This is a genomic window from Nocardia sp. NBC_00508 (genome assembly GCF_036346875.1).
In the GTDB taxonomy this organism is placed as follows: domain Bacteria; phylum Actinomycetota; class Actinomycetes; order Mycobacteriales; family Mycobacteriaceae; genus Nocardia.
This window is the reverse complement of sequence record NZ_CP107852.1, coordinates 3,054,549-3,080,569: the sequence shown is the minus strand read 5'-3', so window position 1 is coordinate 3,080,569 and position 26,021 is coordinate 3,054,549. Positions and strand designations below refer to the sequence as shown.

At 68.0% G+C, this 26,021-nt stretch carries 25 protein-coding genes; 15 read left to right on the top strand and 10 right to left on the bottom strand.

Annotation, left to right across the window (positions count from 1 at the left end):
- Positions 1-217 precede the first annotated feature (217 nt).
- From OHA40_RS13765 to OHA40_RS13755, 3 genes are all read left to right on the top strand, one after another.
- A complete protein-coding gene (locus tag OHA40_RS13765; protein WP_330233438.1) occupies positions 218-1,162 on the top strand; it encodes an ABC transporter ATP-binding protein in 945 nt (314 codons plus the stop codon).
- On the top strand, positions 1,162-1,923 hold the full coding sequence (locus OHA40_RS13760; RefSeq protein ID WP_330233437.1) for an ABC transporter permease: 762 nt from the start codon (positions 1,162-1,164) through the stop codon (positions 1,921-1,923). The genes OHA40_RS13765 and OHA40_RS13760 overlap by 1 nt, the downstream gene beginning before the upstream one ends.
- A gap of 419 nt (positions 1,924-2,342) precedes the next feature.
- Positions 2,343-3,191 carry an adenylate/guanylate cyclase domain-containing protein gene (locus OHA40_RS13755; protein ID WP_442944043.1) on the top strand — a complete coding sequence of 283 codons (849 nt, stop codon included), beginning with the start codon at positions 2,343-2,345 and terminating at the stop codon, positions 3,189-3,191.
- On the opposite strand, the gene OHA40_RS13750 is transcribed toward OHA40_RS13755, so the two are convergent.
- Complete coding sequence (locus OHA40_RS13750) at positions 3,188-3,355, bottom strand: hypothetical protein (protein WP_330233436.1); 168 nt, start codon at positions 3,353-3,355, stop codon at positions 3,188-3,190. The genes OHA40_RS13755 and OHA40_RS13750 overlap by 4 nt on opposite strands.
- 288 nt (positions 3,356-3,643) lie before the next feature.
- Between OHA40_RS13750 and OHA40_RS13745 the strand changes: the two genes are divergently transcribed.
- The 8 genes from OHA40_RS13745 (at position 3,644) to OHA40_RS13710 (ending at position 13,566) form a co-directional block, all read left to right on the top strand.
- A complete protein-coding gene (locus tag OHA40_RS13745) occupies positions 3,644-5,359 on the top strand; it encodes an acyclic terpene utilization AtuA family protein (protein WP_330233435.1) in 1,716 nt (571 codons plus the stop codon).
- Complete coding sequence (locus tag OHA40_RS13740) at positions 5,356-6,507, top strand: acyl-CoA dehydrogenase family protein (protein ID WP_330233434.1); 1,152 nt, start codon at positions 5,356-5,358, stop codon at positions 6,505-6,507. The genes OHA40_RS13745 and OHA40_RS13740 overlap by 4 nt, the downstream gene beginning before the upstream one ends.
- On the top strand, positions 6,504-8,102 hold the full coding sequence (locus OHA40_RS13735) for an acyl-CoA carboxylase subunit beta (protein WP_330233433.1): 1,599 nt from the start codon (positions 6,504-6,506) through the stop codon (positions 8,100-8,102). Before OHA40_RS13740 ends, OHA40_RS13735 begins: the two co-directional genes overlap by 4 nt.
- An 8-nt stretch (positions 8,103-8,110) precedes the next feature.
- Complete coding sequence (locus OHA40_RS13730) at positions 8,111-10,144, top strand: acetyl/propionyl/methylcrotonyl-CoA carboxylase subunit alpha (protein WP_330233432.1); 2,034 nt, start codon at positions 8,111-8,113, stop codon at positions 10,142-10,144.
- 70 nt (positions 10,145-10,214) lie between these two features.
- A complete protein-coding gene (locus tag OHA40_RS13725) occupies positions 10,215-11,375 on the top strand; it encodes an acyl-CoA dehydrogenase family protein (RefSeq protein ID WP_330233431.1) in 1,161 nt (386 codons plus the stop codon).
- An 11-nt stretch (positions 11,376-11,386) separates the two neighbouring features.
- Positions 11,387-12,163 carry an enoyl-CoA hydratase family protein gene (locus tag OHA40_RS13720; protein WP_330233430.1) on the top strand — a complete coding sequence of 259 codons (777 nt, stop codon included), beginning with the start codon at positions 11,387-11,389 and terminating at the stop codon, positions 12,161-12,163.
- A gap of 5 nt (positions 12,164-12,168) precedes the next feature.
- Complete coding sequence (locus OHA40_RS13715) at positions 12,169-12,783, top strand: TetR/AcrR family transcriptional regulator (RefSeq protein WP_330233429.1); 615 nt, start codon at positions 12,169-12,171, stop codon at positions 12,781-12,783.
- Positions 12,784-12,864: 81 nt separating this feature from the next.
- Positions 12,865-13,566: a hypothetical protein gene (locus OHA40_RS13710; RefSeq protein ID WP_330233428.1), complete on the top strand. Its 702-nt coding sequence runs from the start codon at positions 12,865-12,867 to the stop codon at positions 13,564-13,566.
- Positions 13,567-13,693: 127 nt separating this feature from the next.
- Here the strand turns inward: OHA40_RS13710 and OHA40_RS13705 are convergent, their stop codons facing one another.
- The 5 genes from OHA40_RS13705 to OHA40_RS13685 all read right to left on the bottom strand — a co-directional run bounded on the left by OHA40_RS13705 (position 13,694) and on the right by OHA40_RS13685 (position 18,613).
- Positions 13,694-14,035 carry a hypothetical protein gene (locus OHA40_RS13705; protein ID WP_330233427.1) on the bottom strand — a complete coding sequence of 114 codons (342 nt, stop codon included), beginning with the start codon at positions 14,033-14,035 and terminating at the stop codon, positions 13,694-13,696.
- A gap of 274 nt (positions 14,036-14,309) precedes the next feature.
- Positions 14,310-14,684, bottom strand: coding sequence for a type II toxin-antitoxin system VapC family toxin (locus OHA40_RS13700; protein WP_330233426.1), 375 nt, complete (start codon positions 14,682-14,684; stop codon positions 14,310-14,312).
- The gene (locus OHA40_RS13695; protein ID WP_330233425.1) at positions 14,681-14,935 is read right to left on the bottom strand and encodes a type II toxin-antitoxin system Phd/YefM family antitoxin; all 255 of its coding nucleotides are present in this window, start codon (positions 14,933-14,935) and stop codon (positions 14,681-14,683) included. Before OHA40_RS13695 ends, OHA40_RS13700 begins: the two co-directional genes overlap by 4 nt.
- Positions 14,936-15,143: 208 nt before the next feature.
- Entirely contained in the window at positions 15,144-17,291 is a 2,148-nt protein-coding gene (locus OHA40_RS13690) for a glycosyltransferase family 39 protein (protein ID WP_442943998.1), read from the bottom strand.
- Positions 17,288-18,613 carry a bifunctional glycosyltransferase family 2/GtrA family protein gene (locus OHA40_RS13685; protein WP_330233424.1) on the bottom strand — a complete coding sequence of 442 codons (1,326 nt, stop codon included), beginning with the start codon at positions 18,611-18,613 and terminating at the stop codon, positions 17,288-17,290. The genes OHA40_RS13690 and OHA40_RS13685 overlap by 4 nt, the downstream gene beginning before the upstream one ends.
- A gap of 338 nt (positions 18,614-18,951) precedes the next feature.
- Between OHA40_RS13685 and OHA40_RS13680 the strand changes: the two genes are divergently transcribed.
- Positions 18,952-19,677: a TetR/AcrR family transcriptional regulator gene (locus tag OHA40_RS13680; protein ID WP_330233423.1), complete on the top strand. Its 726-nt coding sequence runs from the start codon at positions 18,952-18,954 to the stop codon at positions 19,675-19,677.
- A 191-nt stretch (positions 19,678-19,868) separates the two neighbouring features.
- Here the strand turns inward: OHA40_RS13680 and thiD are convergent, their stop codons facing one another.
- A complete protein-coding gene (thiD, locus tag OHA40_RS13675) occupies positions 19,869-20,714 on the bottom strand; it encodes a bifunctional hydroxymethylpyrimidine kinase/phosphomethylpyrimidine kinase (RefSeq protein WP_330233422.1) in 846 nt (281 codons plus the stop codon).
- 73 nt (positions 20,715-20,787) lie between these two features.
- Between thiD and OHA40_RS13670 the strand changes: the two genes are divergently transcribed.
- A complete protein-coding gene (locus OHA40_RS13670) occupies positions 20,788-21,942 on the top strand; it encodes a GTP-binding protein (protein WP_442943996.1) in 1,155 nt (384 codons plus the stop codon).
- An 84-nt stretch (positions 21,943-22,026) separates the two neighbouring features.
- Here the strand turns inward: OHA40_RS13670 and OHA40_RS13665 are convergent, their stop codons facing one another.
- Together OHA40_RS13665 and OHA40_RS13660 are read right to left on the bottom strand one after the other, a co-directional pair.
- Entirely contained in the window at positions 22,027-22,650 is a 624-nt protein-coding gene (locus OHA40_RS13665) for an NAD(P)-dependent oxidoreductase (RefSeq protein WP_330233420.1), read from the bottom strand.
- A gap of 170 nt (positions 22,651-22,820) precedes the next feature.
- Positions 22,821-23,903: an epoxide hydrolase family protein gene (locus OHA40_RS13660; protein ID WP_330233419.1), complete on the bottom strand. Its 1,083-nt coding sequence runs from the start codon at positions 23,901-23,903 to the stop codon at positions 22,821-22,823.
- Positions 23,904-23,990: 87 nt separating this feature from the next.
- On the opposite strand from OHA40_RS13660, the gene OHA40_RS13655 reads away from it, so the two are divergent.
- Positions 23,991-24,635, top strand: a complete 645-nt coding sequence (locus OHA40_RS13655) for a TetR/AcrR family transcriptional regulator (RefSeq protein WP_330233418.1) — start codon at positions 23,991-23,993, stop codon at positions 24,633-24,635.
- Positions 24,636-24,707: 72 nt separating this feature from the next.
- Positions 24,708-25,115, top strand: coding sequence for a VOC family protein (locus OHA40_RS13650; protein ID WP_330233417.1), 408 nt, complete (start codon positions 24,708-24,710; stop codon positions 25,113-25,115).
- 9 nt (positions 25,116-25,124) lie between these two features.
- Here OHA40_RS13650 and OHA40_RS13645 read toward each other — a convergent pair whose 3' ends face one another.
- Positions 25,125-25,919, bottom strand: a complete 795-nt coding sequence (locus OHA40_RS13645; RefSeq protein WP_330233416.1) for a thioesterase family protein — start codon at positions 25,917-25,919, stop codon at positions 25,125-25,127.
- Between the last annotated feature and the right edge of the window lie 102 nt (positions 25,920-26,021).

Genomic DNA, 26,021 nt, shown 5'->3' with positions numbered 1-26,021 from the left:
GACTTCCACGCCGTGTTCGGTCGAAACCCCTCGTTATCCTGCGCGGATGATCGGATGTGCGTGCACATTGCCCGTCGTGTTCGGCAGCCGACCTGCCTGCGTATGGCGCGGTAGCCGCCGGGGGGATCCCCCTCATCTCCTCCTCATCCTCGAGGATGACCGAACTCGCCACTATTTACCGACGCGCGCCGCCCCGTTTTACGGAATGCTGGGCAGCATGATCGAGCTGAGAGGCCTGACCAAGCACTATGGGCAGACCGTCGCGGTCCAGGACCTGTCCTTCACTGTGCGACCGGGCCAGGTGACGGGCTTCCTGGGGCCGAACGGGGCTGGTAAGTCGACCACCATGCGGATGATCCTCGGATTGGACAAGCCCACCGCGGGCACCGCGCTGATCCACGGCAAGCCCTACCACGAGCTGGACCATCCGCTGCGTGCCGTCGGCGCGCTGCTGGATGCCAAGTGGGTGCATCCGAACCGGTCGGCCCGCGCCCATCTGGAGTGGATGGCCGCGTCCAATGGCATCGCCAAGTCCCGAGTGGAGGAGGTGCTGCGGCTGGTCGGCCTGTCGGAGGTGGCCGGCAAGTCCGCGGGCGGGTTCTCCCTCGGCATGTCGCAGCGGCTCGGCCTGGCCGGCGCGCTGCTCGGCGATCCGCAGGTGCTGCTGTTCGACGAGCCGGTCAATGGTCTCGACCCGGAGGGCATCCTGTGGATCCGCCGGTTCATGCAGCGACTGGCCGCCGAAGGCCGCACGGTGCTGGTCTCCAGCCATCTGCTCTCGGAGATGGCGCAGACCGCCGAGCACCTGGTTGTGATCGGTCGCGGCAAGCTCATCTCGGACTCGACCACGCAGGAGTTCATCGAGCGCGCATCGGAGCAGTCGGTGCGGGTGCGCAGCCCGCAGCTCGAGCAGCTGCGCAGCGTGCTCACCTCGAACGGCATGACCGTCCGCGAGGACGGCGCGGGCCCCGACGGCCCGGCGCTCGTCGTGGCGGGCGTGCCCAGTGACGTGGTCGGGAAGCTGGCCGCGGCGAACGACATCACGCTGTTCGAGCTGGCCCCGCAGCGCGCCTCGCTGGAGGAGGCGTTCATGCGGATGACCGGCGGCGCCGTGCAGTATCACGGCGAAGGCTTCGATCAGGTGATGGGAGGTGCGCTCTGATGGGCGTGCTGGCAGCGGAACGAATCAAGCTCACCTCGACCAGGTCGCCCTGGTGGTGCTCGGCCATCGTCGTGGCCCTCGCGCTCGGCATGGCGGCCCTGCTCGCCTGGGTGGCGCGGACGACCTACGGCGAGGATGGCGCGATCGACCTGACTGTCTCCACCGCGGTAGCCGGAATCAGCGGCTTCGGCGTGATGGTTCTGATGATCATGGCGACCCTGACCGTGACCAGCGAATATCGCTTCGGCATCATCCGGACGACGTTCCAGGCCACCCCGCATCGTGACCGTGTCATCCTCACCAAGGCGGGGTTGGTCGGCGTGTACGGCGCGCTGCTGACCACCGTGCTGGTGTTTCTCGCCTACCTGGTGGCCAAGGCGCTCGGCGGCCCGGACGCGGGCGCGAGCCTGACTCTGTCCAGTGCGGAGGACTGGCGCGAGGTCTACGGCATCCCGGTCTACGCGTTCCTGTGCATCGTCCTCGCGGTCGGCGTCGGCGTGCTGGTGCGACAGTCCGCCGCCGCGATCTCGCTGATCGTGCTGTGGCCGCTGCTCATCGAGGGCCTGCTCGGCGCGTTCGGCAGCTTCGGCCGCAACGTCACCCCGTTCCTGCCGTTCGCGAACGCGAGCCACTTCTTCAGCACGGCCCCGTCCCCTGCCAATTGGCACTGGGGGCCCTGGGGGAGCCTGCTGTACTTCACCGGCTTCGTCGTGATCGTCTTCGGCGCGGCTCTGGTCTCGGTGAACCAGCGCGACGCCTAGTGCGGAGCTACCCGAGTCGCCTTCCCTCGCCACTCGGGTTGTGGAGCGCCGACCTTGTCGGGAGGTCCGGGGCTCCGTCCACCGCCTGCCACTGCCCGGCGGACGGTGTGGCGATCGGCCCGGTGCGAGTCTTCGCGCCGGGCCGATCGTCTTTGTGCACAGCCGCGTGTGAACATCCCGGAAACTATGCGGCCGGTCGGTTCCGAGACCAGTACTCGCGCGAGTAGCCTCGGTTCAGCAACCAGCTCGTTATCCATCGCGGGGCCCGACGGCGTGCTCGCTGACGTTCACCGCGGAGGTGAGAGATGGCGATGATTGCTAACCTGCCGACGTCAGATCGGCTGAGATACCCTCGGGGCGTGAGCGAAACACCTTCCGGCGGCGCCGAGTCGGGGGCCGATGGCGACATACCGCCCGAAATGGTCATTCCGTTGGAGCCGTCCGAGGAGTTCGAGTCTTCCCGCCGTTCCGGCGGATCGCGTCGTGGCCAGCTGTCCGCGCTGATGAGCGCGGCAAATCAGCGGGCCGATCTGATCGGTGTGCTGCGCAAGGCTCGCGAGCAGCTGCCCGGTGATCCTGCATTCGGTGACCCCCTGTCGGTTTCGGGGCCGGGCGGTGCGCGCGCGGTCGCACGGGCAGCGGACAAACTGGTCGGCGACGCGCCGAGCGCGGCCAGGGAAATCGGCTTCGGCGCCTTGCAGGTCTGGCAGGCGATGTTGGAGCGGGTGGGGCGCGGAAAAGGTAGCCAAGAGGTAACTGTTATGTTCACCGATCTGGTGGCGTTCTCCCGATGGTCGCTGTCGGCGGGTGACGAGGCCACCCTCGAACTGCTGCGTGAGGTGGCCAAGGCCATCGAGCCGCCGATCGCCGAGCGCGGCGGGCAGGTGGTCAAGCGCATGGGTGACGGCGTGATGGCGGTCTTCCCCTCGGCCGACCGCGCCGTGCGCGCCGCGGTGACCGCCAGGCGCACTCTGACCGAGGTGCAGGTGCGCGGCTATCGCCCGCGGATGCGAATCGGTTTGCACACCGGTTCGCCGCGTGAGATCGGCGGCGACTGGCTCGGCGTGGACGTGACGATCGCGGCCCGGGTCATGGAGGCCGGCGGCAACGGGAACACCATGCTGTCGGAGGCGACGCTGCAGGCGCTGCGGCCGGAGACGCTGGACGAGCTCGGCTTCGAAGTCAAGCCGTATCGCCGCAGCCTTTTCGCGGCGCCGCTCAATGGGGTCCCGGACGACCTGCGAATCTTCCGTCTCTCGAAGAGCTAGCCGAGCCACCAGGCCAGGGCGCCGCCCGCAGCGAGAACGGCGCAGACCGCCAGCGCGATGGACAGCGGCCGGGCGGTCTTCCAGGTGGTGTAGGCGCCGCCGAGCAGGAATCCGGACAGGGCGAACAGAATGATCACGGTGACGTCGCTGGGCACTGTGCTCATTGTGCTCCATGCGGCGAGGTCATCGAGCCGTGGGTGCCGACGCCGTGGCCGGTATCGCGCCCATGAGCAGCCGTTCGCCTTGCGGCCGCGCGATCACGACGTCGCTGTGCCGGTATCGACCGCGGCGATACCGCAGGGGGCGCCGGTGAAACTGCCTTGGGCAATTAACAAGCACGCGTGCTTGCTTTTTTCTGGATCGAGTGTGATGCTGGTCGCGGAACGCGGACTCCACGGGTGCGGCATGCGGCCCCATCCTGACGGTTCGCCGTACAGGAGGCATTCCCGCTGATGAGTATGCTGGCCGCCGACCCGGACGTGCTCCGGATCGGCAACTGTTCCGGCTTCTACGGTGATCGGCTCAGTGCCATGCGCGAGATGCTCGATGGAGGGCAGCTCGACGTGCTCACCGGCGACTATCTCGCCGAACTGACCATGCTGATCCTCGGCCGCGACCGGATGAAGGACCCGAGCCTCGGCTACGCGAAGACCTTCGTCAAGCAGATCGAGGACTGCCTCGGCCTCGCGCTGGAACGCAAGGTGCGCATCGTCGCGAACGCGGGCGGCCTCAACCCGGCCGGTCTCGCGGAGAAGCTGCGCAAGGTCGCCGCGGATCTCGGACTGGACGCGAAGGTCGCGCACGTCGAGGGGGACGACTTGGTCGCGCGCGCCGGTGACCTCGGCTTCGGTGCACCGCTGACCGCCAATGCCTACCTCGGCGCGTGGGGCATCGTCGAATGCCTGAACGCGGGCGCGGACATCGTGGTCACCGGCCGGGTCACCGACGCGTCGGTGATCGTCGGCCCGGCCGCGGCGCACTTCGGTTGGGACCGAACCGATTACGACCGGCTGGCCGGAGCCGTGGTGGCCGGGCACGTCATCGAGTGCGGTACCCAGGCCACCGGCGGCAACTACTCCTTCTTCACCGAACTCGCCGATCTGGGCAGGCCGGGCTTCCCGATCGCCGAAATCCGCGCCGACGGCAGCAGCGTCATCACCAAGCACACGGGCACCGGCGGCGCGGTGGCCGTCGACACGGTCGAAGCCCAGCTGATGTATGAGATCCAGGGCGCCCGCTACGCCGGACCCGACGTGACGTCCCGCCTGGACACCATCCGGCTCGACCAGGACGGCCCGGACCGGGTGCGGATCAGCGGCGTCACCGGCGAGGCGCCGCCGCCCCGGCTCAAGGTCTCGCTGAACACCCTCGGCGGTTTCCGCAACGAGATGGAGTTCGTGCTCACCGGTCTGGACATCGAGGCGAAAGCCCAACTGGCGCAACGGCAGCTGGAGTCCTGGTTGCCGACCCGGCCCGCCGAGCTGACCTGGACTCTGGCCCGCCTGGACCGGCCGGACGCCGAGACCGAGGAGCAGGCCAGCGCGCTGCTGCGTTGCGTGGTCCGCGACCCCGATCCGAACAAGGTCGGGCGCGCGTTCTCCAACGTGGCAGTGGAGCTGGCATTGGCCAGCTATCCGGGATGCAGCTTTACGACCTTGCCGGGCAATGGATCTCCGTACGGCGTGTTCACGCCGGGGTTCGTCGACGCCGCCGAGGTGCCACACACGGCGGTGCTGCCGGACGGCACCCGTGTGGATATCGCGCCGTCCACCGACACAGCTGAACTCGCCGCGGTCGCCGAGCCGCCCGCGCCCGAGCCGCTGCCTGCCGGGGAGACCCGCCGCGTGCCGCTGGGCACGATCGCGCTGGCCCGCAGCGGCGACAAAGGCGGCGACGCGAACGTCGGCGTGTGGGTGCGCACCGACGAGCAATGGCGCTGGCTGGTGCACACAGTTACCGTGGAGCGAGTCAAAGAGCTGCTTCCGGAGGCGGCTTCGCTCACCGTCACCCGGCATGTCCTGCCCAATCTGCGGGCGCTGAACTTCATCATCGAAGGTTTGCTCGGTCGAGGCGTGGCCTACCAGGCCCGCTTCGATCCGCAGGCCAAGGGACTCGGCGAATGGCTGCGGTCCCGTCACCTCGACATTCCAGTGGAGTTGCTGTCATGACCAAACCCTGGGACACGCCGGAGCGACGCGAATTGCGTTCCACGGTCCGTGGCTTCGTGGAACGCGAGATCCTGCCCTACCTGGACGGTTGGGAACGCGAGGGGGAGATCCCGCGCGGGTTGCACAAGAAGGCGGGCGCCCTCGGCCTGCTCGGCGTGCAGTTCCCGGAATCCGCGGGCGGCTCGGGCGGCGACGGCGTAGACGCGATGATCGTCTGCGAGGAGATGCATCAGGCCGGTGCGTCCGGTGGGCTGTTCGCCTCGCTGTTCACCTGCGGTATCGCGGTGCCGCACATTATCGCCTCCGGCAACGCCGAGCAGATCGAGCGCTGGGTGCAGCCGACCCTCGCCGGTGCGAAGATCGGTTCGCTCGCGATCACCGAGCCCGGCGGCGGCTCCGACGTCGGGCACCTCACCACCACCGCGCGCCGCGACGGCGACCACTACATCGTCAACGGTGCCAAGACCTACATCACCTCCGGCGTCCGCGCCGACTTCGTGGTCACCGCGGTGCGCACCGGAGGACCGGGAGCGGCGGGCATCTCGCTGCTCGTGATCGACAAGGACACGCCGGGCTTCACGGTCAGCCGCAAGCTGGACAAGATGGGCTGGCTCGCCTCCGACACGGCCGAGCTGTCCTACGTGGACGTCCGGGTGCCGGTGGAGAACCTGGTCGGCCCGGAGGACTCGGGCTTCCACCAGATCGCGGGTGCTTTCGTCAGCGAACGCGTCGGCCTCGCGGTGCAGGCCTATTCGAGCGCGCAGCGCTGCCTGGACCTGACCCTGGAGTGGGTGCGCAACCGCGAGACCTTCGGCCGTCCGCTGATCAGCAGGCAGGCGGTGCAGAACACGGTCACCGAGATGGCGCGGCGCATCGACGTCGCCCGGGTCTACACGCGCGACGTGGTGCAGCGCAGCGCCGAGGGCGAGACCGACCTGATCGCCGAGGTGTGCTTCGCCAAGAACACCGCGGTCGAGGCGGGCGAGTGGGTGGCCAACCAGGCCGTCCAGCTCTTCGGCGGCCTCGGCTACATGCGCGAATCCGAGATCGAGCGCCAGTATCGGGATATGCGCATCCTCGGGATCGGCGGCGGCACCACGGAAATCCTCACCGGACTGGCGGCGAAACGATTGGGGTACCAGTCATGACCATCTTGCGCAGCACCCTGGACACCGGGTCGCCCGAGTACGCTTCGGCGGCGGAGGCGATGACCGCCAAGCTCGTCGAGGTCGAGGCGGAGTTCGCCAAGGCCATCGCGGGCGGCGGACCGGACAAGCTGGCCCGGCACCGCAAACGCGGCAAGCTGACCGCTCGCGAGCGCATCGAACTGCTCATCGACGAGGATTCGCCGTTTCTGGAGCTGTGCCCGCTGGCGGGCTGGGGCAGCGAATTCCACGTCGGCGCGAGCACCATCGCGGGCATCGGGGTCGTGGAGGGCGTCGAGTGCATGATCGTCGCGCCGGACCCGACCGTGCGCGGCGGCACCTCGAACCCGTGGACATTGCGCAAGACCCTGCGCATCAACGACATCGTGCGGGAGAACCGGCTCCCGGTGATCTCGCTGGTGGAATCCGGTGGCGCGGATCTGCCCACGCAGAAAGAGGTCTTCGTCCCTGGCGGCCGGATGTTCCGCGATCTCACCCAGGCGTCGGCGGCGGGCATTCCGACCATCGCGCTGGTGTTCGGCAACTCCACCGCGGGCGGCGCCTACATCCCTGGCATGTCCGATCACGTGGTGATGATCAAGGAGCGCTCCAAGGTCTTCCTCGGCGGCCCGCCGCTGGTCAAGATGGCCACCGGTGAGGAGTCCGACGACGAATCGCTCGGTGGCGCCGACATGCACGCGCGGATCTCCGGGCTCGCCGACTACTACGCGGTGGACGAGCAGGACGCGATCCGCATCGGCCGTTCCATCGTCAAGCGGCTGAACTGGCGCAAGCGGGGCCCGGCCCCGCGCGCCGAGGTGATCGAGCCGCTGTACGACCCCGAGGACCTGCTCGGTATCGTGCCGTCGGACCTGAAGATCCCGTTCGACCCGCGCGAGGTGATCGCGCGCATCGTGGACGGCTCGGACTTCGACGAATTCAAACCGCTCTACGGCAGCAGCCTGGTCACCGGATGGGCCGAATTGCACGGGTATCCGATCGGCATCCTGGCGAACGCGCGCGGGGTGCTGTTCTCGGAGGAATCGCAGAAGGCCACCCAGTTCATCCAGCTGGCCAACAAGTCCGACACCCCGCTGCTGTTCCTGCACAACACCACCGGCTACATGGTCGGCAAGGAGTACGAGCAGAAGGGCATCATCAAGCACGGCGCGATGATGATCAACGCGGTCTCCAACTCGAAGGTGCCGCACATCTCGGTGCTGATGGGCGCGTCCTACGGCGCAGGCCACTACGGCATGTGCGGCCGGGCCTACGACCCGCGTTTCGTCTTCGCCTGGCCCAGTGCGAAATCCGCCGTCATGGGTGGGGCACAGCTGGCGGGCGTCATTTCCATCGTCGGCCGGGCCGCGGCCGAGGCGAAGGGCCTGCCGTTCGACGAGGAGGCAGACGCCGGCATGCGCGCCATGGTGGAGGCGCAGATCGAGGCCGAGTCGCTGGCGATGTTCATGTCCGGGCGGCTCTACGACGACGGCGTCATCGACCCGCGAGATACCCGCACGGTATTGGGAATGTCCTTGTCGGCCATTCACAATGCCCCGATCAAGGGCGCCGAAGGCTTCGGCGTCTTCCGAATGTGAGGCGCGCTGTGCCCAATACCTCCCTCACCCCGCCTGTCACGAACGTCCTCGTCGCCAACCGTGGCGAAATCGCCCGCCGGGTCTTCGCCACCTGCCGCCGGATGGGCTTGGGCACCGTCGCGGTGTACTCCGACGCGGATGCCGCCGCTGCGCACGTCACCGAGGCGGACGCCGCCGTGCGCCTGCCCGGCAACACGCCCGCGGAGACCTACCTGCGCGGTGAGCTGATCATCGAGGCCGCGCTCGCCACCGGCGCCGACGCCATTCACCCCGGATACGGATTCCTCTCCGAGAACGCCGAATTCGCCAAAGCGGTGCTCGATGCCGGGCTGGTCTGGATCGGGCCACCCGTCGAGGCGATCGAGCAGATGGGTTCGAAGGTCGCCGCGAAGAAGATGATGGACGCCGCCGGTGTTCCCGTGCTCGCCGAGCTGGACCCGGCCGAGGTCACCGAGGAGCATGTGCCGGTGCTGATCAAGGCGTCCGCAGGCGGCGGCGGGCGTGGCATGCGGGTGGTGCGCGACCTCGCCGAGCTGGCACCGCAGATCGACGCCGCCCGGCGGGAGGCGGAATCCGCGTTCGGCGACCCGACGGTGTTCTGCGAGCGCTACCTGGAGACCGGCAGGCACATCGAGGTCCAGGTCATGGCCGACACGCACGGCACGATCTGGGCGGTGGGTGAGCGCGAGTGCTCCATCCAGCGCCGCCACCAGAAGGTGCTCGAGGAGGCGCCCGCACCGCTGGTGGAGCGCACCGAGGGGATGCGGGCGCGGCTGTTCGAAGCGGCGCGGCTGGCGGCGGGCGCGATCGGCTACACCGGCGCGGGCACCGTCGAATTCCTCGCCGACGAGCAGGGCGAGTTCTTCTTCCTCGAGATGAACACCCGCCTGCAAGTGGAGCATCCGGTCACCGAGTGCACCACCGGGCTGGATCTGGTCCGGCTGCAACTGGATATCGCCGCCGGTGCCACCTTGCCCGCCGAACCGCCAGCGCTGCACGGGTATTCGATCGAGGTCCGGCTCTATGCCGAGGACCCCGCGCACGGCTGGCAGCCGCAGAGCGGCACGGTGCATCGGATCGAGATCCCTTCGGTGAGCAGCGAATTCGATCTGCTCGACCGGCCCGGCGTACGCCTCGACACGGGTGTGGTGGACGGTTCGGTGGTCGGCGTGCATTACGACCCGATGCTGGCCAAGGTCATTTCCTACGCTGAAACACGAAGTGCGGCAGCACGATTGCTTGCCGCCGCGCTGCACCGGGCGAAGATCCACGGTCTGGTCACCAACCGGGACTTGCTGGTGCGGGTGCTGCGCCATCCGGCGTTCCTGGCCGGGGACACCGACACCGCGTTCTTCGATACGCACGGCATGGACACCCTCGCCGCGCCGCTGGTGTCGGAATCCGACGAGGCGTTGTCGATCGTGGCCGCCGCGCTCGCCGACGCCGCCGCGAACCGTGCCGGTGTGCGGGTGGGCGGCGGGCTGCCCAGCGGATGGCGGAACCTGCCGTCGCAGTCGCAGCGCAAGTCCTACGAGAGCCGCGCCACCGGGACGCACGAGGTGGGCTACCGGTTCGGCCGCACCGGCCTCACAGTGGACGGTCACGACGGGCTCGTCCTCGTCGATTCCGCACCGGATCGCGTCGTGCTCTCGGTTCCGGGCGAACGTGGCCCGGTGCGCAGGCAGTTCGAGGTCGCGCGCTACGGCGACCAGGTCTACGTCGACTCGCCGCTCGGCCCGGTGGCCGTGCGCAAGCTGCCGCGGTTCAGTGATCCGGCCGATCAAGTGGCCACCGGGTCACTGCTCGCGCCGATGCCGGGCAGCGTGATCCGGCTCGGCGCCGAGGTCGGCAGCCACGTCGAACAGGGCCGGCCGATCCTGTGGCTGGAGGCGATGAAGATGGAGCACACCATCGCCGCGCCCGTCGCGGGCGTGCTCAGCGCCGTCAACGTCACCGTCGGCCAGCAGGTCGACGTCGGCGCCGTGCTCGCGGTCGTCGAACCCGCCTCGAACGACGAGACCAACGAAACACAGGAGGCTTGATGAGACACCATCGCGCAGCACTCATCGAGCCGACGGGGTGCGGGAGCGCCCGCGAGATACAGGAGAACTGATGAGCTTCATCGAAACCGAAGAGCAGAAGGCGCTGCGGGCCGCCGTCGCGGCGCTGGCCGCGAAGTACAACTACCGCGACTACGTGCTGCCGAAGGCGCGTAACAACGAACCGCTCGACGAATTGTGGAACGAGGCGGGCAAACTCGGGTTCCTCGGGGTGAACCTGCCCGAGGAATACGGTGGCGGCGGTGCGGGCATGTACGAGCTGTCGCTGGTGATGGAAGAGCTGTCCGCGCAGGGCGCAGGCCTGCTGCTCATGGTGGTGTCCCCGGCGATCTGCGGCACCATCATCACCAAGTACGGCACCGACGAGCAGAAGCAGGAGTGGCTGCCCAAGCTCGCCGACGGCTCCGGCAAGATGGTCTTCGGCATCACCGAGCCGGACGCGGGCTCCAACTCCCACCAGATCACCACCACCGCCCGCCGCGACGGCGAGGACTGGATCCTCAACGGCCGCAAGATCTTCATCTCGGGTGTGGACCAGGCCGAGGCCGTGCTGATCGTGTCCCGCACCGCGGACCACAAGACCGGCAAGCTGAAGCCCGCCCTGTTCATCGTGCCGACCGACGCCGAAGGCTTCACCAAGACGGCGCAGGAGATGGACATCATCGAGCCCGACCACCAGTACAACCTGTTCCTCGACGACGTCCGGCTGCCCTCGACCGCGTTGGTCGGTAAGGAGGACGCGGCGCTGATGCAGCTGTTCGCCGGGCTGAATCCGGAGCGCATCATGGGCGCCGCGATGGCCATCGGCCTCGCCCGCTACGCCATCGACCGTGCCGTGGAATACGCCAAGGAACGCACGGTGTGGAAGACGCCGATCGGTGCGCACCAAGGTATTTCGCATCCGCTTGCGCAGGTGAAGGTCGAACTGGAGCTGGCGAAACTGATGATGCAGAAGGCGGCGACGCTCTACGACGCCGGTGACGAGATGGGTGCCGCCGAGACCGCCAACATGGCGAAGTACGCGGCGGCGGAGGCCAGCATCAAAGCGCTCGATCAGGCCATCCAGACGCACGGCGGCTCCGGCCTGACCAGGGACGTCGGGCTGGCCGCCATGCTGGCCGCCTCCCGGATCGGTCGCATCGCGCCGGTCAGCCGGGAAATGGTCCTGAACTTCGTCGCGCAGCACTCGCTGGGCCTGCCGAAGTCGTACTGAGAGGGACGCGCATGACCGAGACGGGTCCGTACGTCCGCTACGAGGTGAGCGGTGGTGTCGCGACGCTCACACTCGACTCGCCGCACAACCGCAACGCGCTGTCATCCAAGCTGGTCGCCGAGCTGCTGTACGGACTCGATGACGCGGCCGGCGACGACAAGGTGCGCGTCATCGTGCTCGCGCATACCGGCAACACCTTCTGCGCGGGCGCGGATCTCAGTGAGGCGAGCGACGCCGATCCGGCCGTGGCCGCCGACGAGCGCACCCGGGTCATGATCGGTGTGCTGCGCAGGCTGGTGGAGACACCGAAGCCGGTGATCGCGCAGATCGACGGCAACGTGCGAGCCGGTGGCATGGGGATCGTGGCCGCCTGCGACCTGGTGGTGGCCGGGCCGGGCAGCAGTTTCGCGCTCACCGAGGTGCGGATCGGGTTGGCGCCCTTCATGATCTCGCTGACCCTGCTGCCTCGGCTCAGTCCGCGCGCGGCCAGCCGGTACTACCTGACCGGCGAGAAGTTCGGCGCCGCCATGGCGCAGGAGATCGGCCTGGTCACCGTCACTGCCGAGGACCCGGCGGCCGAGGTGGCGCGGCTGTGCGGGGAGGTGCGCAAGGGGTCGCCGCAGGGGCTCGCCGAGGCCAAGCGGCTGGTCAACGCGGACATCCTCGCGCAGTTCGACTCCTCCGCCGAGGAACTCGCGCAGCGTTCGGCGAGCTTCTTCGGCACCTCCGAAGTGCACGAGGGCATGCTGGCCTTTTTGCAGCGTCGCCCGCCGAGCTGGGCAGAATAGCGACCATGGCGACACCCCACGAACCGAAGCAGGATCGCAGCCGAGCCACCCGGCAGCGCCTGCTCGAGGCGACCATCGACTGCCTGGCCGAAAAGGGCTGGGCGGCCGCTACGGTCGCCGTGGTCGCCGAGCGCGCCGGGGTGTCCCGTGGTGCGGCCCAGCATCACTTTCCGACCAGGGAGGATCTGATCACCGCCGCGCTGGCGTACATGTTCGACACGCGTGGCGGGCAGGCCGTGCAGGAGGCGGCGACGTTGGCCGAGCTGGGCGACGGACCCGCCCGCACCGAGGCGGTGGTGGCGGGGCTGGTCGAGTCCTACACCAGTCCGCTGTTCAAGGCGGCCCTGCAGGTGTGGACGCACGCCGCCGCCGATCCGGCGCTGCGCGAACGCATCGTCCCGTTGGAGGCCCGTTTCGGTCGCGCGTCCCACCGCCGTGCCGTCGAAGCCCTCGGCGTGGACGACTCCGACCCGGTCGCCCATCATCTGGTCCAGGCGACCCTGGACATGGCCCGCGGCCTCGGATTGGCCGACGTCCTCACCGACGACTCGGCCCGTCGTAAGCGGATCGTCGAGCAGTGGGCGGCGACGCTGCACACCGCTCTGCACGCCCATCGCTGAAACGGCTGCCGGACAACGGGTTTGCCCGTCGTTCGGTGCGGGCGTCTTCCGTTCGGCATGCCCAGCGGGGACACTGCACTCATGGTGTGGGTTCCGGTGGCGGCACTGGTGGCGACAACTGTCGGCGTTGTCGCCGGGTTCTACTACTTCGTGGCCAATCGCCGCCGCAATGTCGTGCGGTTCGATTTCGATTCCCGGCGCATGATCTCGGGGGTGCCGGGGCCTGAGCGCTTGCGGGTGTCCTATGGCGCGGCGGCGATCGGCGACCCGCATCTCGTGGTTGCGACGCTTGTCAATCGGGGCCAGAAAGACGTGCGGCCGGACGATTTCGTCCAAGGCATGTCGCTGCCGATCGAGGTGAGTGCTCCGGTGGTGGCGCTGATCCCGGACCAGAATGGCACCCGTCTGCCGGTATCCCGCACCGCGCACGGCCTCGACCTGGCACCCACCTTGCTGCGCAGGAACCGCAGGTACACGATCACCGCGATCACCGATGGACCACCGACTTTCACGGTCCGTGATGACGTGGTGGCCGACACCGACATCTCGTGGAAGGAGAGCGACGCTGAGTCGGCGTCGCTGCGCATCGGCGTCCGTCTGCTGATCGTGGGTGCGACGCTCCTGGCGATCAACGTCGTCACCACTGCCGTGTTCTTCTCGTATTACACGAAATCCCAAGAGGTGCTGCACGAGCAGCAACGGATGATCGCGGAGATGTACGGCAAGAATCTCTCACTCACCGAGGCCGTTCGCCGACTCCTCGAATCCCCACCACCTCGTTAGCGCGGCGCGAGAGACGGCCGCGACGGACGCCGACCGAGCGGCTAGCGGCTATCCATCGGGTAGAAGATGGCGACGGCCCCGCTACTGCCTGCGCGGCAGTAGCGGGGCCGGTCCAACGGATCAGCTCTCAGCACAATCCCTGCTGCTCGAGCCGCCCGGAATCGATGGCGTAGGACGAGGCTCCGACGGCGGCCCCGATCAGGCCGACGATGATCGCCCCTGGGATCGCGCCGACGAAGAAGACCGGCAGGCCGACGAGCGCGCCGATCGCGGCTCCGACCGCCGCGCCGATTCCGGTGCGGAGTTCGATCGTGTCACCGGGCGGCAGACACGCCTTGATGTAGGTGACCTGCGGAGGTTCGCTGGTCGCCGCGGCGATCGGTGCGGCATGTTCCACCGGCGCCGCCGATGCGGTGGAAGCGAATCCAACGGCGAGCGCGGTTGCGACGAGTGCGCTGACCACCGTCACGGCCAGCTTCGTAAAAGCATTCAACTGTTTCCCTGAGTGTTCGCGGTGTAGGCGTGACCTGATGGTGGCCCCGGGGCCCCGGCTCCCGACCCGGAGCCGTCACATACCCGAACATCATCGCTGGCGTATTGCGGGATGCCAAGAGCCCGCCGCTGAATGACCCACCGTGGTAACGAACCGCGGGTTTGGCGGCCAGGTCACCTTCGGCGGACCGCATCCCCTGTCATCGACCCGATCTCGAACAGCTCCGCCGAGAACGAATGCGCGCCGAGGATCACACCGCCAAGATGTCCACCTCGTATTTCTCGAAATACGGGTCACGGGTGACAAGGGTGAGGCTCGCGCAGCGTGCTTGGGCAATCAGTATTCGGTCGAAGGGGTCCCGGTGGATCAAGGGAAGCCGTCCAGCCATGACCGCATGCCCGTGATCGATCGGCAGCGGAATGAATCCACTGTCGCAAATGCGTTCGGGCAGGTCCTTCGGGCCCTCGAGCTTGCCTATGGCCTGCTTGACGGCGACCTCCCAGACCGTGGCCGCGCTCAGATACACATCCGGATCGTGATCCAGCCGATCGTTGATCTCGTCGGATAGTGCGGGGTCGCCACTCAGCCACCACAGTACGACGTGGGTGTCCAGCAACAGGCTCATGGCAACAAGCCGAAGTCGCGGGCGATGGATGCGTTGGTCTCTTCGGTGTCCCAGTCCGGATCTAGAACGAGTTTCCCCCGCAGTGATCCGCGACCCCCGCGATTCGCCCGGCGGACCAGCGGCACCACCTTCGCGACCGGATGGCCTGCGCGGCTGATCACGATCTCCTCGCCGTGCTCGACCCGCTCGATGATCCGCGACAGATGCGTCTTCGCGTCGTGGATATTGAATTGCTCAGCCGCTTTCCCCACTGCACACCTCCTTAGCTAAGAGGTTAGTCCACGGAGAGGCTCGGGCCAATGGTCGGGTAGACAGGACGTAGTCGAGCAGGGCACCGGAGCGCTCGGTTATGCGACGACCGACCGGGCGAGGGTCCACACACGGTCCTGTGCATGGCGCGGCCACGCTGGGAGGGGTGCGGCCCCGGTATGCAGGGCGGTGGGGCCGCACCCCGCGGTCTCAGTGGATGGCTGTCAAGTCGTACAGGGTGACGCCATCCACCTGTGTGGCGGTGAAGTTCTCCTGGACCCACTGCGTGATCTGTGCGCTGGGCGAGGAGCTGGAGGAGCCTGGGACGCCGCGGCCGCCGCCGATGAAATAGTGGATCCTTCCTTCGGCGACATACTGTTCGAACTGCTCCAGGGTCGGCGACGGGTCGCTGCCGTTGAAGCCGCCGATCGGCATGACGGGGAGTTCGGTAGCCAGCTGCAAGCCCGCGGCGCTGTTCGAGCCGATGGCCGCGGCCACCCACGTGTAGTCGCCGCCGTTCTGCTCGAGCAGGGACACGACCTGCGCGCTCGGCTCGCTTGCCCCGGGGAGCCCGCCGATTCCACCGCCGCCGTTGGGGCCTGGACCACCATCTCCGGTTGCGCCGCCGGGCATGCCTTGGTTCGGTCCGGCGCCCTGTGGAGCCTGACCGTCGGGCGTGGCGCCCTGCGGTCTCCCGTCGGGCGGGGGCACGGGCAGCCGGTTGCCGGGCATCGCGCCCTGCGGACCCATTCCAGGCATCGGACCGGAGCCCGCCGACCGCCCATCCGGCGTCTGGGGGGCACCGGCACGGCGATTCGTTCCCGGGCCGTCCTGCGGTCGACCGCCTATACCGGTCATCCCTTCGCCCCACGGCGGTCGGTTGCCGTGCATCGCGACGTTCGGCCCGGCCGAGGGGATCGAACCGGCGTGCGGGGTGGCGATCGTGTCGACCGCATACGCGACCGGTCCGGCCAAGCCGGTGAACGCCACCGCCAGCGCCGAGACAACGGCTAGCCTCCGCGGCGCGGGGAAGGCGACGGCAAGCGCCGCGAGTACGCCGACGACAAGCACGGTCCAGCGCAGCCACGGCTGCCAGTCGGGACTTCGGGACAACAGCATCCACGCGGTCGCTGTCGTGAGACCCACCGCGAGCGCCGAGGCCAGCCGCACCGACAACTGGTTCCGTTCCCGCCAGAACAGCACGACTCCCGCGCCGGCCAGCGCGGCGACCGCCGGAGCCAAGGCCACGGTGTAGTACTGGTGGAAAATGCCCGCCATGAAGCTGAACACAAGCCCGGTCACCAGCAGCCATCCGCCCCAGAGGATGAGCGCGGCGCGTTGTGGGTCCGTCCGGACTGCCCTGCCGCGCAAGAGGATTCCCACGACCAGCGCGACAAGCGCGGCTGGGATCAGCCATGCGATCTGACCGCCCTGGGCGGGTTCGAACAATCGCGTGATGCCGGTGTTGCCCCACATGCCATTGCCCCCCGCCGGAAGTTCGCCGCCGGGCCCGACGCTGCCGCGCTCGTTGCCGTTGAGCCGTCCGAACCCGTTGTAGCCGAGGGTCAGCTCCAGGATCGAGTTCTCGTGTGAGCCGCCGATCCACGGACGCGACGAGGCGGGCCACAACTCCACCGCCAGCAGCCACCAACCCGCGGCCACCACCATCGCGGCGCCCGCCGCGAACAGCTGCACGATGCGTTTGCCGAGTTTCGGTGGGCCCGCTATCAGATAGGTCAGCGCCAATGCGGGCACCACCAGCAGCACCTGCAATTGCTTGGTGAGGAAGCCGAATCCGATCATCGTGCCGGTCAACACGAGCCAGCGCCAGCGACCGTCCTCCGTCGCCCGCGTCATCGCCCACGCCGCGGCGACCATCAAGAACACCAACAGCGCATCCGGATTGTTGAACCGGAACATCAGCGCCGCGACGGGAGTCACCGCCAGCACCAGCCCCGCGAGCAATCCGGCGGCCGGGCCGAACGGTCGGCGCACCGTAGCCCACACCAGCGCGACGGTGGCGACGCCGAGCAACACCTCCGGCACCAGGATGCTCCAGCTGTTCAGCCCGAACGCCCGCACAGACAGTTCCATCAACCACAGGGAGGCGGGCGGTTTGTCCACGGTGATCGAGTTCGCCGCATCGGACGACCCGAAGAAGAATGCCTTCCACGACACCGAACCTGCTTGTGCCGCAGCGGAATAGAACGAATTCCCCCAACCGTTCGCGCTCAGATTGCACAGATAGGCCACCGCCGTGCCGATCAGCAGCACCGCCAGCGCCGGGTACTCCCAGCGGAGTTCGGACTTCGGCCGCGATGCGACCGGCGGCGGTGGCATGGTGAGTGTCGCCGTCACCGGTGGTCACCTGCACGGCCGAATGCGATGGGAGCGGATTTCGAGGCGGCCGTAGCCGTGCTGCGAGGTTCGGCGAGTGCACGGGAACGGGCGCGACGTCCGGCAGGGTCCGCGCCATCGCGGAACACCCAGCGCAGCCCGATGAACCGCACCAGCGTCGCCACCAGATTGGCCAGTACCAGCACGGACAGCTCCAGATGCACCGAGGCGCCCGGCGCCCACTGATGCAGCGCGAACAGTGCACCGCTGGTGAGCGTCAATCCGATCCCGAAAATTGCCAGACCTTGGAATTGGTGCGAGACCACCCCGGTCGAGCCGCGCACCCCGAAGGTGAAGGCCCGGTTGGCAGCGGTGTTCGCCACCGCCGTGATCAGCAGCGCCGCCGAGTTCGCCACCTGCGCCCCGGTGAACGGTTGCAGCACGACGTACAGCAGCAGATATGCCAGCGTGCTCAGCACGCCGACGATCGCGAACCGCACCAGCTGTCCCACCATGCCGAGCGGCACGCCGGGCACCAACGGCTCCCGGCCGACCGCCCGGCGCAGTTCCTGCAGCGGCAGCGCGCCGGCGGTGAGCGCCCGACCGAGCCGCCAGATGCCGCGTAGGTCCTTGCGCGCGGTGTCGATGATGTCGACCCGGCTGTCCGGGTCGTCGATCCAGTCCACCGGCACCTCGTGGATGCGCAGCCCGACCCGTTCGGCGAGCACGAGCAGTTCGGTGTCGAAGAACCACTCCCCGTCGTGCACCAGCGGCAGCAGGCGTCGCGCCACGTCGGCCCGCATCGCCTTGAACCCGCACTGCGCGTCCGAGAACTGCACGCGCAGTGAGGCTTTCAGCAGCAGGTTATAGCAGCGAGAGATGATCTCGCGCTTGGGTCCGCGCACGACGCGGGAGGCGGAGTCGAGCCGAGTGCCGATGGCCAGGTCGGAATGCCCGGTGATCAGCGGTGCGACCAAGGGCAGCAACGCGTTCAGGTCCGTGGACAGGTCGACGTCCATGTAGGTGACCACCAGCGCGTCGGAGCGTTCCCACACCGCCCGCAGCGCCCTGCCGCGCCCCTTGGCGGCCAAGTGCACTACGCGCACATCGCCCAGCTCCCCGGCGAGCAGGCGTGCGACTTGAAGCGTGTCGTCAGTGCTCGCGTTGTCGGCGATCGTGATGCGCGCCGGGAAGGGGAACCCGTCGCGCAGGTAGGCGTGCAGCCTGCGCACGCACACGCCCAGGTCGGTCTCTTCGTTGTAGACAGGTATCACCACGTCCAGCACGGGCGCCCCCGTGCCCTCGGTTCGTTCCGTCGCCGCGACGGTCACAGTCTCGGTCATGCGCACTACCCTCGACGGCCCCGCTGTAGTGGTGCTGGGGCCGAGCTGTGAGGTTGCTGGGGGTGCAGCACGGCGATGACGCGCCGCTGGCAGGCCGACATGGCGTACGGTCGATGACAGCGGGACCACTCAGGTTCTCCGAGCAAAGGACCCCGATTGTCCGATAAATCTCCGCGCAGTTCAATGTCCAAGAAGTCCGGGAAGTCCATCAAGGAAAAGCGAGCGGAGAAGAAGGCCAAGTCCGCGGGCGATAGCGGCGTCGACCCCAAGAAGCGCTGATCCTGCACCGGTCGACGGCCGGGGATCGGTACCAGTGGTAACGGGTAGCATCCGGATTCGTGACGCGTAGCGGCCCGAGACCGGATGAGGCGCCGCGTAAGCGTGTCGACGCTCGCACCGAGCGATGGCGCGAGCATCGGCGGAAGGTTCGAGCGGAGTTCGTCGACGCGGCGTTCCGTGCGTTGGACAAGATCGGCCCCGAAGTCAGCATGGGCGATATCGCCAAGGAGGCCGGCGCGGCGAAGCCCAAGCTGTATCGCCATTTCGAGGACAAGGCCGACCTCTACAACGCGATCGTCGACCGCCTCCGCGACCTGCTCTGGGAACAGATCGTCGCGAGTTTCGACCTGACCAGCGATTCGGCGCGCGACCTGGTCCGCCGCGGTGCGGCTGAATACGTGCTCGTGGTGTCACAGCACCCGAACGTCTTCCGGTTCATCCTGCACAGCCACTTCACCCAGCGTTCCGACGACTCCGGCCGTGCGTTGCAATCGGCCAGGCAGTCGGCGAAGCGCGCCGCCGAGCTGTTCGCGGGGGCATCCGGCGACGAGTCGGTACCGATCGCGAGCGCGGAACTCGTCATCTATTCGATTTTCGGTGCGGTGGCATCGGCCACCGACTGGTGGCTCGGCGCGAACCGGCTGGAGACACCGACCATGCCGATCGAGCAGTTCGTGGCCTACCTCGCCGAGATCATCTCCGCGCTGGTGGCGGCGAACGCGCGGGTCATCGGCATCCTCATCGATGCCGACCGTCCGTTGCACCTTGCCGTTTCCCGTAGGTGACCGTGGCGCCGCCCGGGCGGACGCCGAGTTCGTTTGTCGCATTCACATCGAACGCCGTTGTTCCGATTGTCTTCACCGTTGAAGCCACCTGTGTTTGCGACGCCCTCAGTATCGCAGCGCCCACCGACAAGTAATGGTGTCGCGCCGTGCGGCGATGCCGGAAGTCGATGTCTCGTTGAGTGGTTGCCTGGTCAATGCTCGTGCAGCCGCCACAGCGGGGACACCGGCCCGTGGCCCGCGCCGAGATCGTAGGACGCGGCGAGGCAGCGGTAGGTCCACTCCTTGGCGAATTCCACGGCCTCGGGCACTGAATAGCCGTGCGCCAGGGCGCAGGCAATCGCTGCGGCCAGCGTGTCACCGCCGCCGTGATCGTTGCCGGTCGTGATGCGCGGCGCGGTGAACTCGAGGAACTGCTCGCCGTCGAACAGCAGGTCGGTGCTGTACTCGGAGGAGCGCAGGTGCCCGCCCTTGACGATCGCCCATCGCGGCCCGAGCTTGTGCAGCGCCGCCGCGGCGCGGCGCGCCGAGTCCTCGTCGTCGACTTCGATACCCGTGAGCAGCCTGACCTCGTCCAGGTTCGGCGTCACCACGGTCGCGAGTGGAATCAGCGTGTTGCGCAGCGCGTCCAGCGCCTCGATGTGCAGCAGCGGGTCGCCGTGCATGGAAGCCGCGACCGGATCGACGACCAGCGGAATGTGGCCGTCGCGGCCGATACCGACCTCCTGGCACACCGCGGCGACCGCCTCGATGATCGCGGTGGAGGCCAGCATGCCGGTCTTGGCGGCGCCTGCGCCGATGTCCCCGACGACCGCGCGCACCTGATCGGCCACGATCTCTGGCGGAACCTCATGGAAACCGCTGACACCCACCGAGTTCTGTACGGTCACCGCCGCCACCGCCACCAGTGCATGCACCCCGCACAGCGCCATGGTGCGGGTATCGGCCTGGATTCCGGCGCCTCCGCCGGAATCGGTGCCGGCAATGGTGAGCGCCCGGACAGGGGTCTGCCCCTCAGCGGGCAATGGCAGCAGTTTCACGCCACAAACCCTACGGCGGTCTGGCAGTGTCGCCACCGGCAACCGGAACCCACCCCGCTGACAGTAAATGAAAATGGTTATCATTTACGCCATGGATTCCGACCTGCTTCCTGTCACTGTGCTGTCCGGCTTTCTCGGCGCGGGCAAGACGACGCTGCTCAACCACATCCTCGCCAACCGGGAGGGCCGTCGGGTGGCGGTCATCGTCAACGACATGAGCGAGGTGAATATCGACGCCGCGCTGGTCGCGGGACAGGGCCACCTCGATCGCACCGAGGAAAAACTGGTGGAGCTGACCAACGGCTGCATCTGCTGCACGCTGCGCGAAGACCTGATCGAGGCGGTTGCCAGGCTCGCACGCGCGGGGCGGTTCGACCAGTTGGTGATCGAGTCGACCGGGATCTCCGAACCGATGCCGGTGGCCGCGACCTTCGACTGGGAATTCGAGGACGGATTCCGGCTCGGCGATATCGCGCGGCTGGACACCATGGTGACCGTGGTCGACGCCTCGACGTTCCTCGCCGAAGTGGCGCGCGGGCAGGCGCTGGCCGAGCGGAACCTGCAAGCGGGAGACGGCGATGCCCGCACCATCGCCGATCTGCTCGTGGACCAAGTGGAATTCGCCGACGTTCTGTTGGTGAACAAGACCGACCTGGTCGGCGCCGCGGCGGCGGGTGCGGTGGAAGCCACGGTGCGCAGGCTCAATCCGCGTGCCCACGTGCTGCGCACCAGCAACGGCGTGGTCGACTTGGCCGAGGTGCTGGACACCGGTCGCTACAACCCGCTGGTCGCGGCCGAGGCCGAGGGGTGGGCGGAGGAACTCGCAGGCGGTCATACGCCGGAGACCGAGGAGTACGGCATTCGCAGCCTCACCTACACCGCCGACCGGCCGTTCCATCCGCTGCGCTTGTCCGAAGCGTTGGATCAACTGCGCGGTTTGTTGCGCAGCAAGGGGTTCTGCTGGATCGCGAGCCGGTCGACGCTGGCCGCGGTCTGGTCGCAGGCCGGGCCGAACCTGGTCTTCGAACCCGCCGCTTGGTGGTCGTCGTTGGAGGTGTCGCCGGGGCAGGAAATCGTCCTCATCGGGATCGAGCTCGATTGCGATGGGGTGCGCGCGCTGCTGGATGCGGCCTTGCTCACCGACGCGGAGTTCGCCGAAGGTCCGGGCGCATGGGCGGAGTATCCCGACCCGTTTCCGGCTTGGGGCGAACTGCACGAGCACGCCTGAAACTCGTTGGGCTACAACGACTGCGGCCCGCGTCCCGGAATCGGGGCGCGGGCCGCAGCCGTTCCGCCGCATGGCACGCCGTGCTCAGTGGGAGATGCCGGGCGCCTGCCGGAGGTACGTCGTGTCGGTCAGCTGCTCGATCATGAAGTCCGCGATGTCGGCGCGGGCGATCTTCAAGGTGAGACCACGCTCGCCCGCCGGGAAACCGCGCCGGTAGTTGCCGGTGCGCGGTCCGTCGGTGAAGGCGCTCGGCCGCACGATGGTCCAGTCCAGGTCGCCGGCCCGGACGTACTCCTCCTGCAGGACATGGTCGGCATAGGCCGGACGCAGCAGCAGCCCGAACATCACGTACTTCCAGAGGAAGTTCAAGTTGCCCTTGCTGTCGCCGACGCCGAGGGTGGTCTGGCAGATCAGCCGCTTGACGCCGGTGCGGTTCATCGCCTCGATGATCGCTTTGGTGCCGCCCGCCCGCACGACACCTTTGCGGCCGTTGCCGAGCGAGATCAGCACCGCGTCCTGCCCCTCCACCGCACGCTGCACCGAGTCCGGGTCCAGCACGTCGCCTTCCACCACGCGCAGCCGCACGTGCTGCTGCCCGACGCTCGCCGCGCTGCGAGTGAATGCCGTGACCTCGTGTCCCTCCTGCAGGGCACGCTCGACGACGAGGCGTCCGACGGTGCTGGTGGCTCCGAAGACTGCGATTTTCATGGTGTTCGTCTCCTTGTTCGAAAGCTGCTGTGCTGTTGGTGAATCCAGTACATCAGCGGGAAGCGAGACGAACCATGGCCGTGAGTCTCGATGACATAAGAGATTGTCTAGAGCCCCGGCGTGTGCAAAGGCCGCCGCCCACACCGGGGCGACGACCTTCGCGTGCCCGGTCAGCGCAGGCCGGCGAAGAATTCCGTGATCTCCTGCGCCATGAGGGCGGGCGCCACATGGTGCAGGTAGTGGGTGAAGACGTCGTGCGTCCGCCACGACACGATGTTGTGGTCACGCTCGGCGAAGCGCCGGATGCCGTGGAAATCGCCGGTGGAGCCGGAGAGCGCGAGCGGCACCGTGGTCGGCGTGGTGGGACGCTCGGCCTTGTCCTTCTCGTAGTAGTGCCGGATCGCCGAACCCGCGGTGCCCGTCAGCCAGTGGATCGCGATGTTGGTGAGCACGAAGTCGTCGTTCAGGTCCGGTCCGAGCAGCTGGCCGTTCCAGCCGACCAGTCCGGCGGGCGAGTCCATGATCGCGTGCGCCAGCGTCTGCGGCTGCTGTGATTGCAGCACGTTGAAACCCATCTTGTTCTTGACGAACCAGTCCAGGGTGGCCAGCGATTGCTGCTCGTCCTCGGTGAGGTCGGCCAGCTCGGCCGGATCGCCGGACGGGAACGAGTACACCTGCGCGACGTGCACGCCGACCACATTGTCCGGCGCCACCCGGGCGAGCTCCGGCGAGATCGACGCTCCACCGTCGTTGCCCACCGCGCCATAGCGGGTGTAGCCGAGTCGTCGCATCAACTCTGCCCAGGCGCGAGCGATCCGGGCGTCGTTCCAGCCCGCCTCCGTGGTGGGCCCGGAGAATCCATACCCCGGCACGGAGGGGATCACCAGATCGAACCCGGCCGCGGTGAGCGGCTCGATCAGGTCGACGAACTCGACGAAAGTGCCCGGCCATCCGTGCGTGAGGATCAGCGGAAAGGCGTTGTCCTGATCGGCTTTCACGTGCAAGAAGTGGATGTTCTGGCCATCGATCTCGGTGGTGAACTGTGGGTAGGCGTTCAGCGCCGCCTCGACGGCGCGCCAGTCGAACCCGTCGCGCCAGTAGTCGACCAGGTGGCGGACGCGCTCGACGCTCACCCCGTAGGCGTCGCCCGACTCGGGGATCTGCTCGGCCCAGCGTGTACGGGCCAGCCGGGCGCGCAGGTCGTCCAGGTCGGCCTGGTCGACGTCGATGCGGAAGGGGGTGATCGCGGTCATGTTTTGCTCCTAATTGAAACGGAATGCTTCGTTCTGTCTGAACTGTATCAGAACGGATTATTCCGTTTCAAATGGTACTGTAGATTCATGCCGAAGACATCCGACGCCCCAGCTCAGAAGGGTCTGCCCGGCCGCAAGGCGCAGGCGGCCCGCAACGACGGCCTGATCCTGGAGGCCGCCCGTGCGGTGTTCCTGGCCGACGCCACTGCCCCGATCGCCGCCGTCGCGGAACGCGCGGGCGTCGGTATCAGCGCGCTGTACCGGCGATATCCGAGCAAGGAGGCGCTGCTGCGTACGCTCTGTTACGACGGCCTTCGTCGGTACAACGCGGAAGCTGATGCGGCGCTGGAGGATTCGGACGGCTGGCGCGGACTGGTCGGCTTCCTGGAGCGGGTGGTCGACGCGGACGTGCACTCACTCACCGTGCATCTCGCGGGCACCTTCACCCCGGACGAGTCCATCCTGCCCGACGTGCAACATTCCGGAGTGGTGACCGAGGAGCTCGTTCGCCGCGCCCACGCCATCGGCAAGCTGCGTCCAGACGTCACCCCGCAGGATCTGGGACTGATCCTGGAGTCCTGCGCGGCCATCGCGGTGCCGAGCCGGGAACGCACCGTCCAGTTGCGCCGTCGGGTGCTCGCCATGCTGGTCGCCGGGCTCAGCGCGGACGGTGACCTGCCCGGCCCGCCGCCCGCGCCGGACGAGTTCGCCTGGCGCTGGACGCGGCGATAGCGCCGATGAATTTCACCGCGCGACGTGGTCTGCACTGGTACGAATACCCTGTCCGCCCCGAAAGGATGCGCCGTGAACTGGACACTCGAGGTTGTGATCGTGCCCGTGTCGGACATCGACCGAGCCAAGGAGTTCTACGCGGAGAAGCTGGGCTTCGCCGTCGACCACGACACCAAGATCGCCGATGGCGTCCGTATCGTCCAGCTCACCCCGCGCGGTTCGGGCTGCTCGATCGTGATCGGCGCGGGCGCGGTGCCGGACATGGCGCCTGGATCGCAGCAGGGTTTGCAACTGGTGGTCAACGATCTGCGCAAGGCGTATGACGACCTGGTCTCCCGCGGCGTGGAGGTGACCGATATCCAGGTCCTCGGCGAGAATCCGAGCCCCATGCCCGACCCGCTGGACAACGTCGGGTTCTTCTTCTTCACCGACCCCGACGGAAATGGCTGGGCGGTCCAGCAGATCTCCACCCGTCCTTGAGCGACTCGGCTATCGGTTGCCGAGGAACAGGGTTTGCGTGCTGCGGCCCAAGGGACCCTTTTCGTCGTAGAGCGCCGATTCGGCCATGCCGATGCCGTGGGGTTGGGGATAGGTGACGGCGTCGAGGCAGACCCATTCGCCTGCTGGCTGACGGTGCACGGTCACCGTCAGATCGGTATTGATGAACAGGTACTTCGACCAATCCAGGACCGCGCTGACGCCGTTGCCGGAATCGGCGGCCGCGAGGGTGCGTTCCAGCGGGCTCGGATCGGTACCCGCGACGATCGGGTATTTGAGCCTGATCCAGCAAATCGCCGGGCCCGGTTCCGTGAAAGAGCCGCTGACGAAGCGGTATTCGATAGCGGTGTGGAAGCCGACCGGCTGGGCGGAGGGGAACTGTGCCGGCACCGACGCCTGCTCGGGGCCTGGGCGCATGCCTGTGGGTACGAAGCGTTCCGGCAGTGGCAATTCCGGTTCGGCCAGTTTGAATCGCCAGGCATTCGCCCGCATCACCGGCCCGCGCTCGGTGGACAGCGTGGCCTCGATCAGCTCGACGCTGCGGCCAGGGCGGGCCACGCGGGCCGCCGCCGTCAGCGGCTCCAGCGGCACCGGGCCCAAGATCTCGACGGCGACCCGCCCGACCTGGAACCCGGGTCGCGGCTCGCACCGCTCGATCACGTGACCGAGCAGCGCGGAGGGCGGCCCCGCGTGCTGGGCGTCCGGCGACCAGGGACCGCGGGTGAGCTCGGTGGAGAGGAACCGATCGGGGTGCTCCGGATCGGGCAGGTAGAAGGCATCGGTCACGACTGCACCTCGCCGGCGTTCGGCTCCGCCGTGCGCGATGACGCACTGTGTCCTCGGCACCCGGTGGCGTGCTGCGTCCGCAGCGTGGTGCGCGACTGTGCG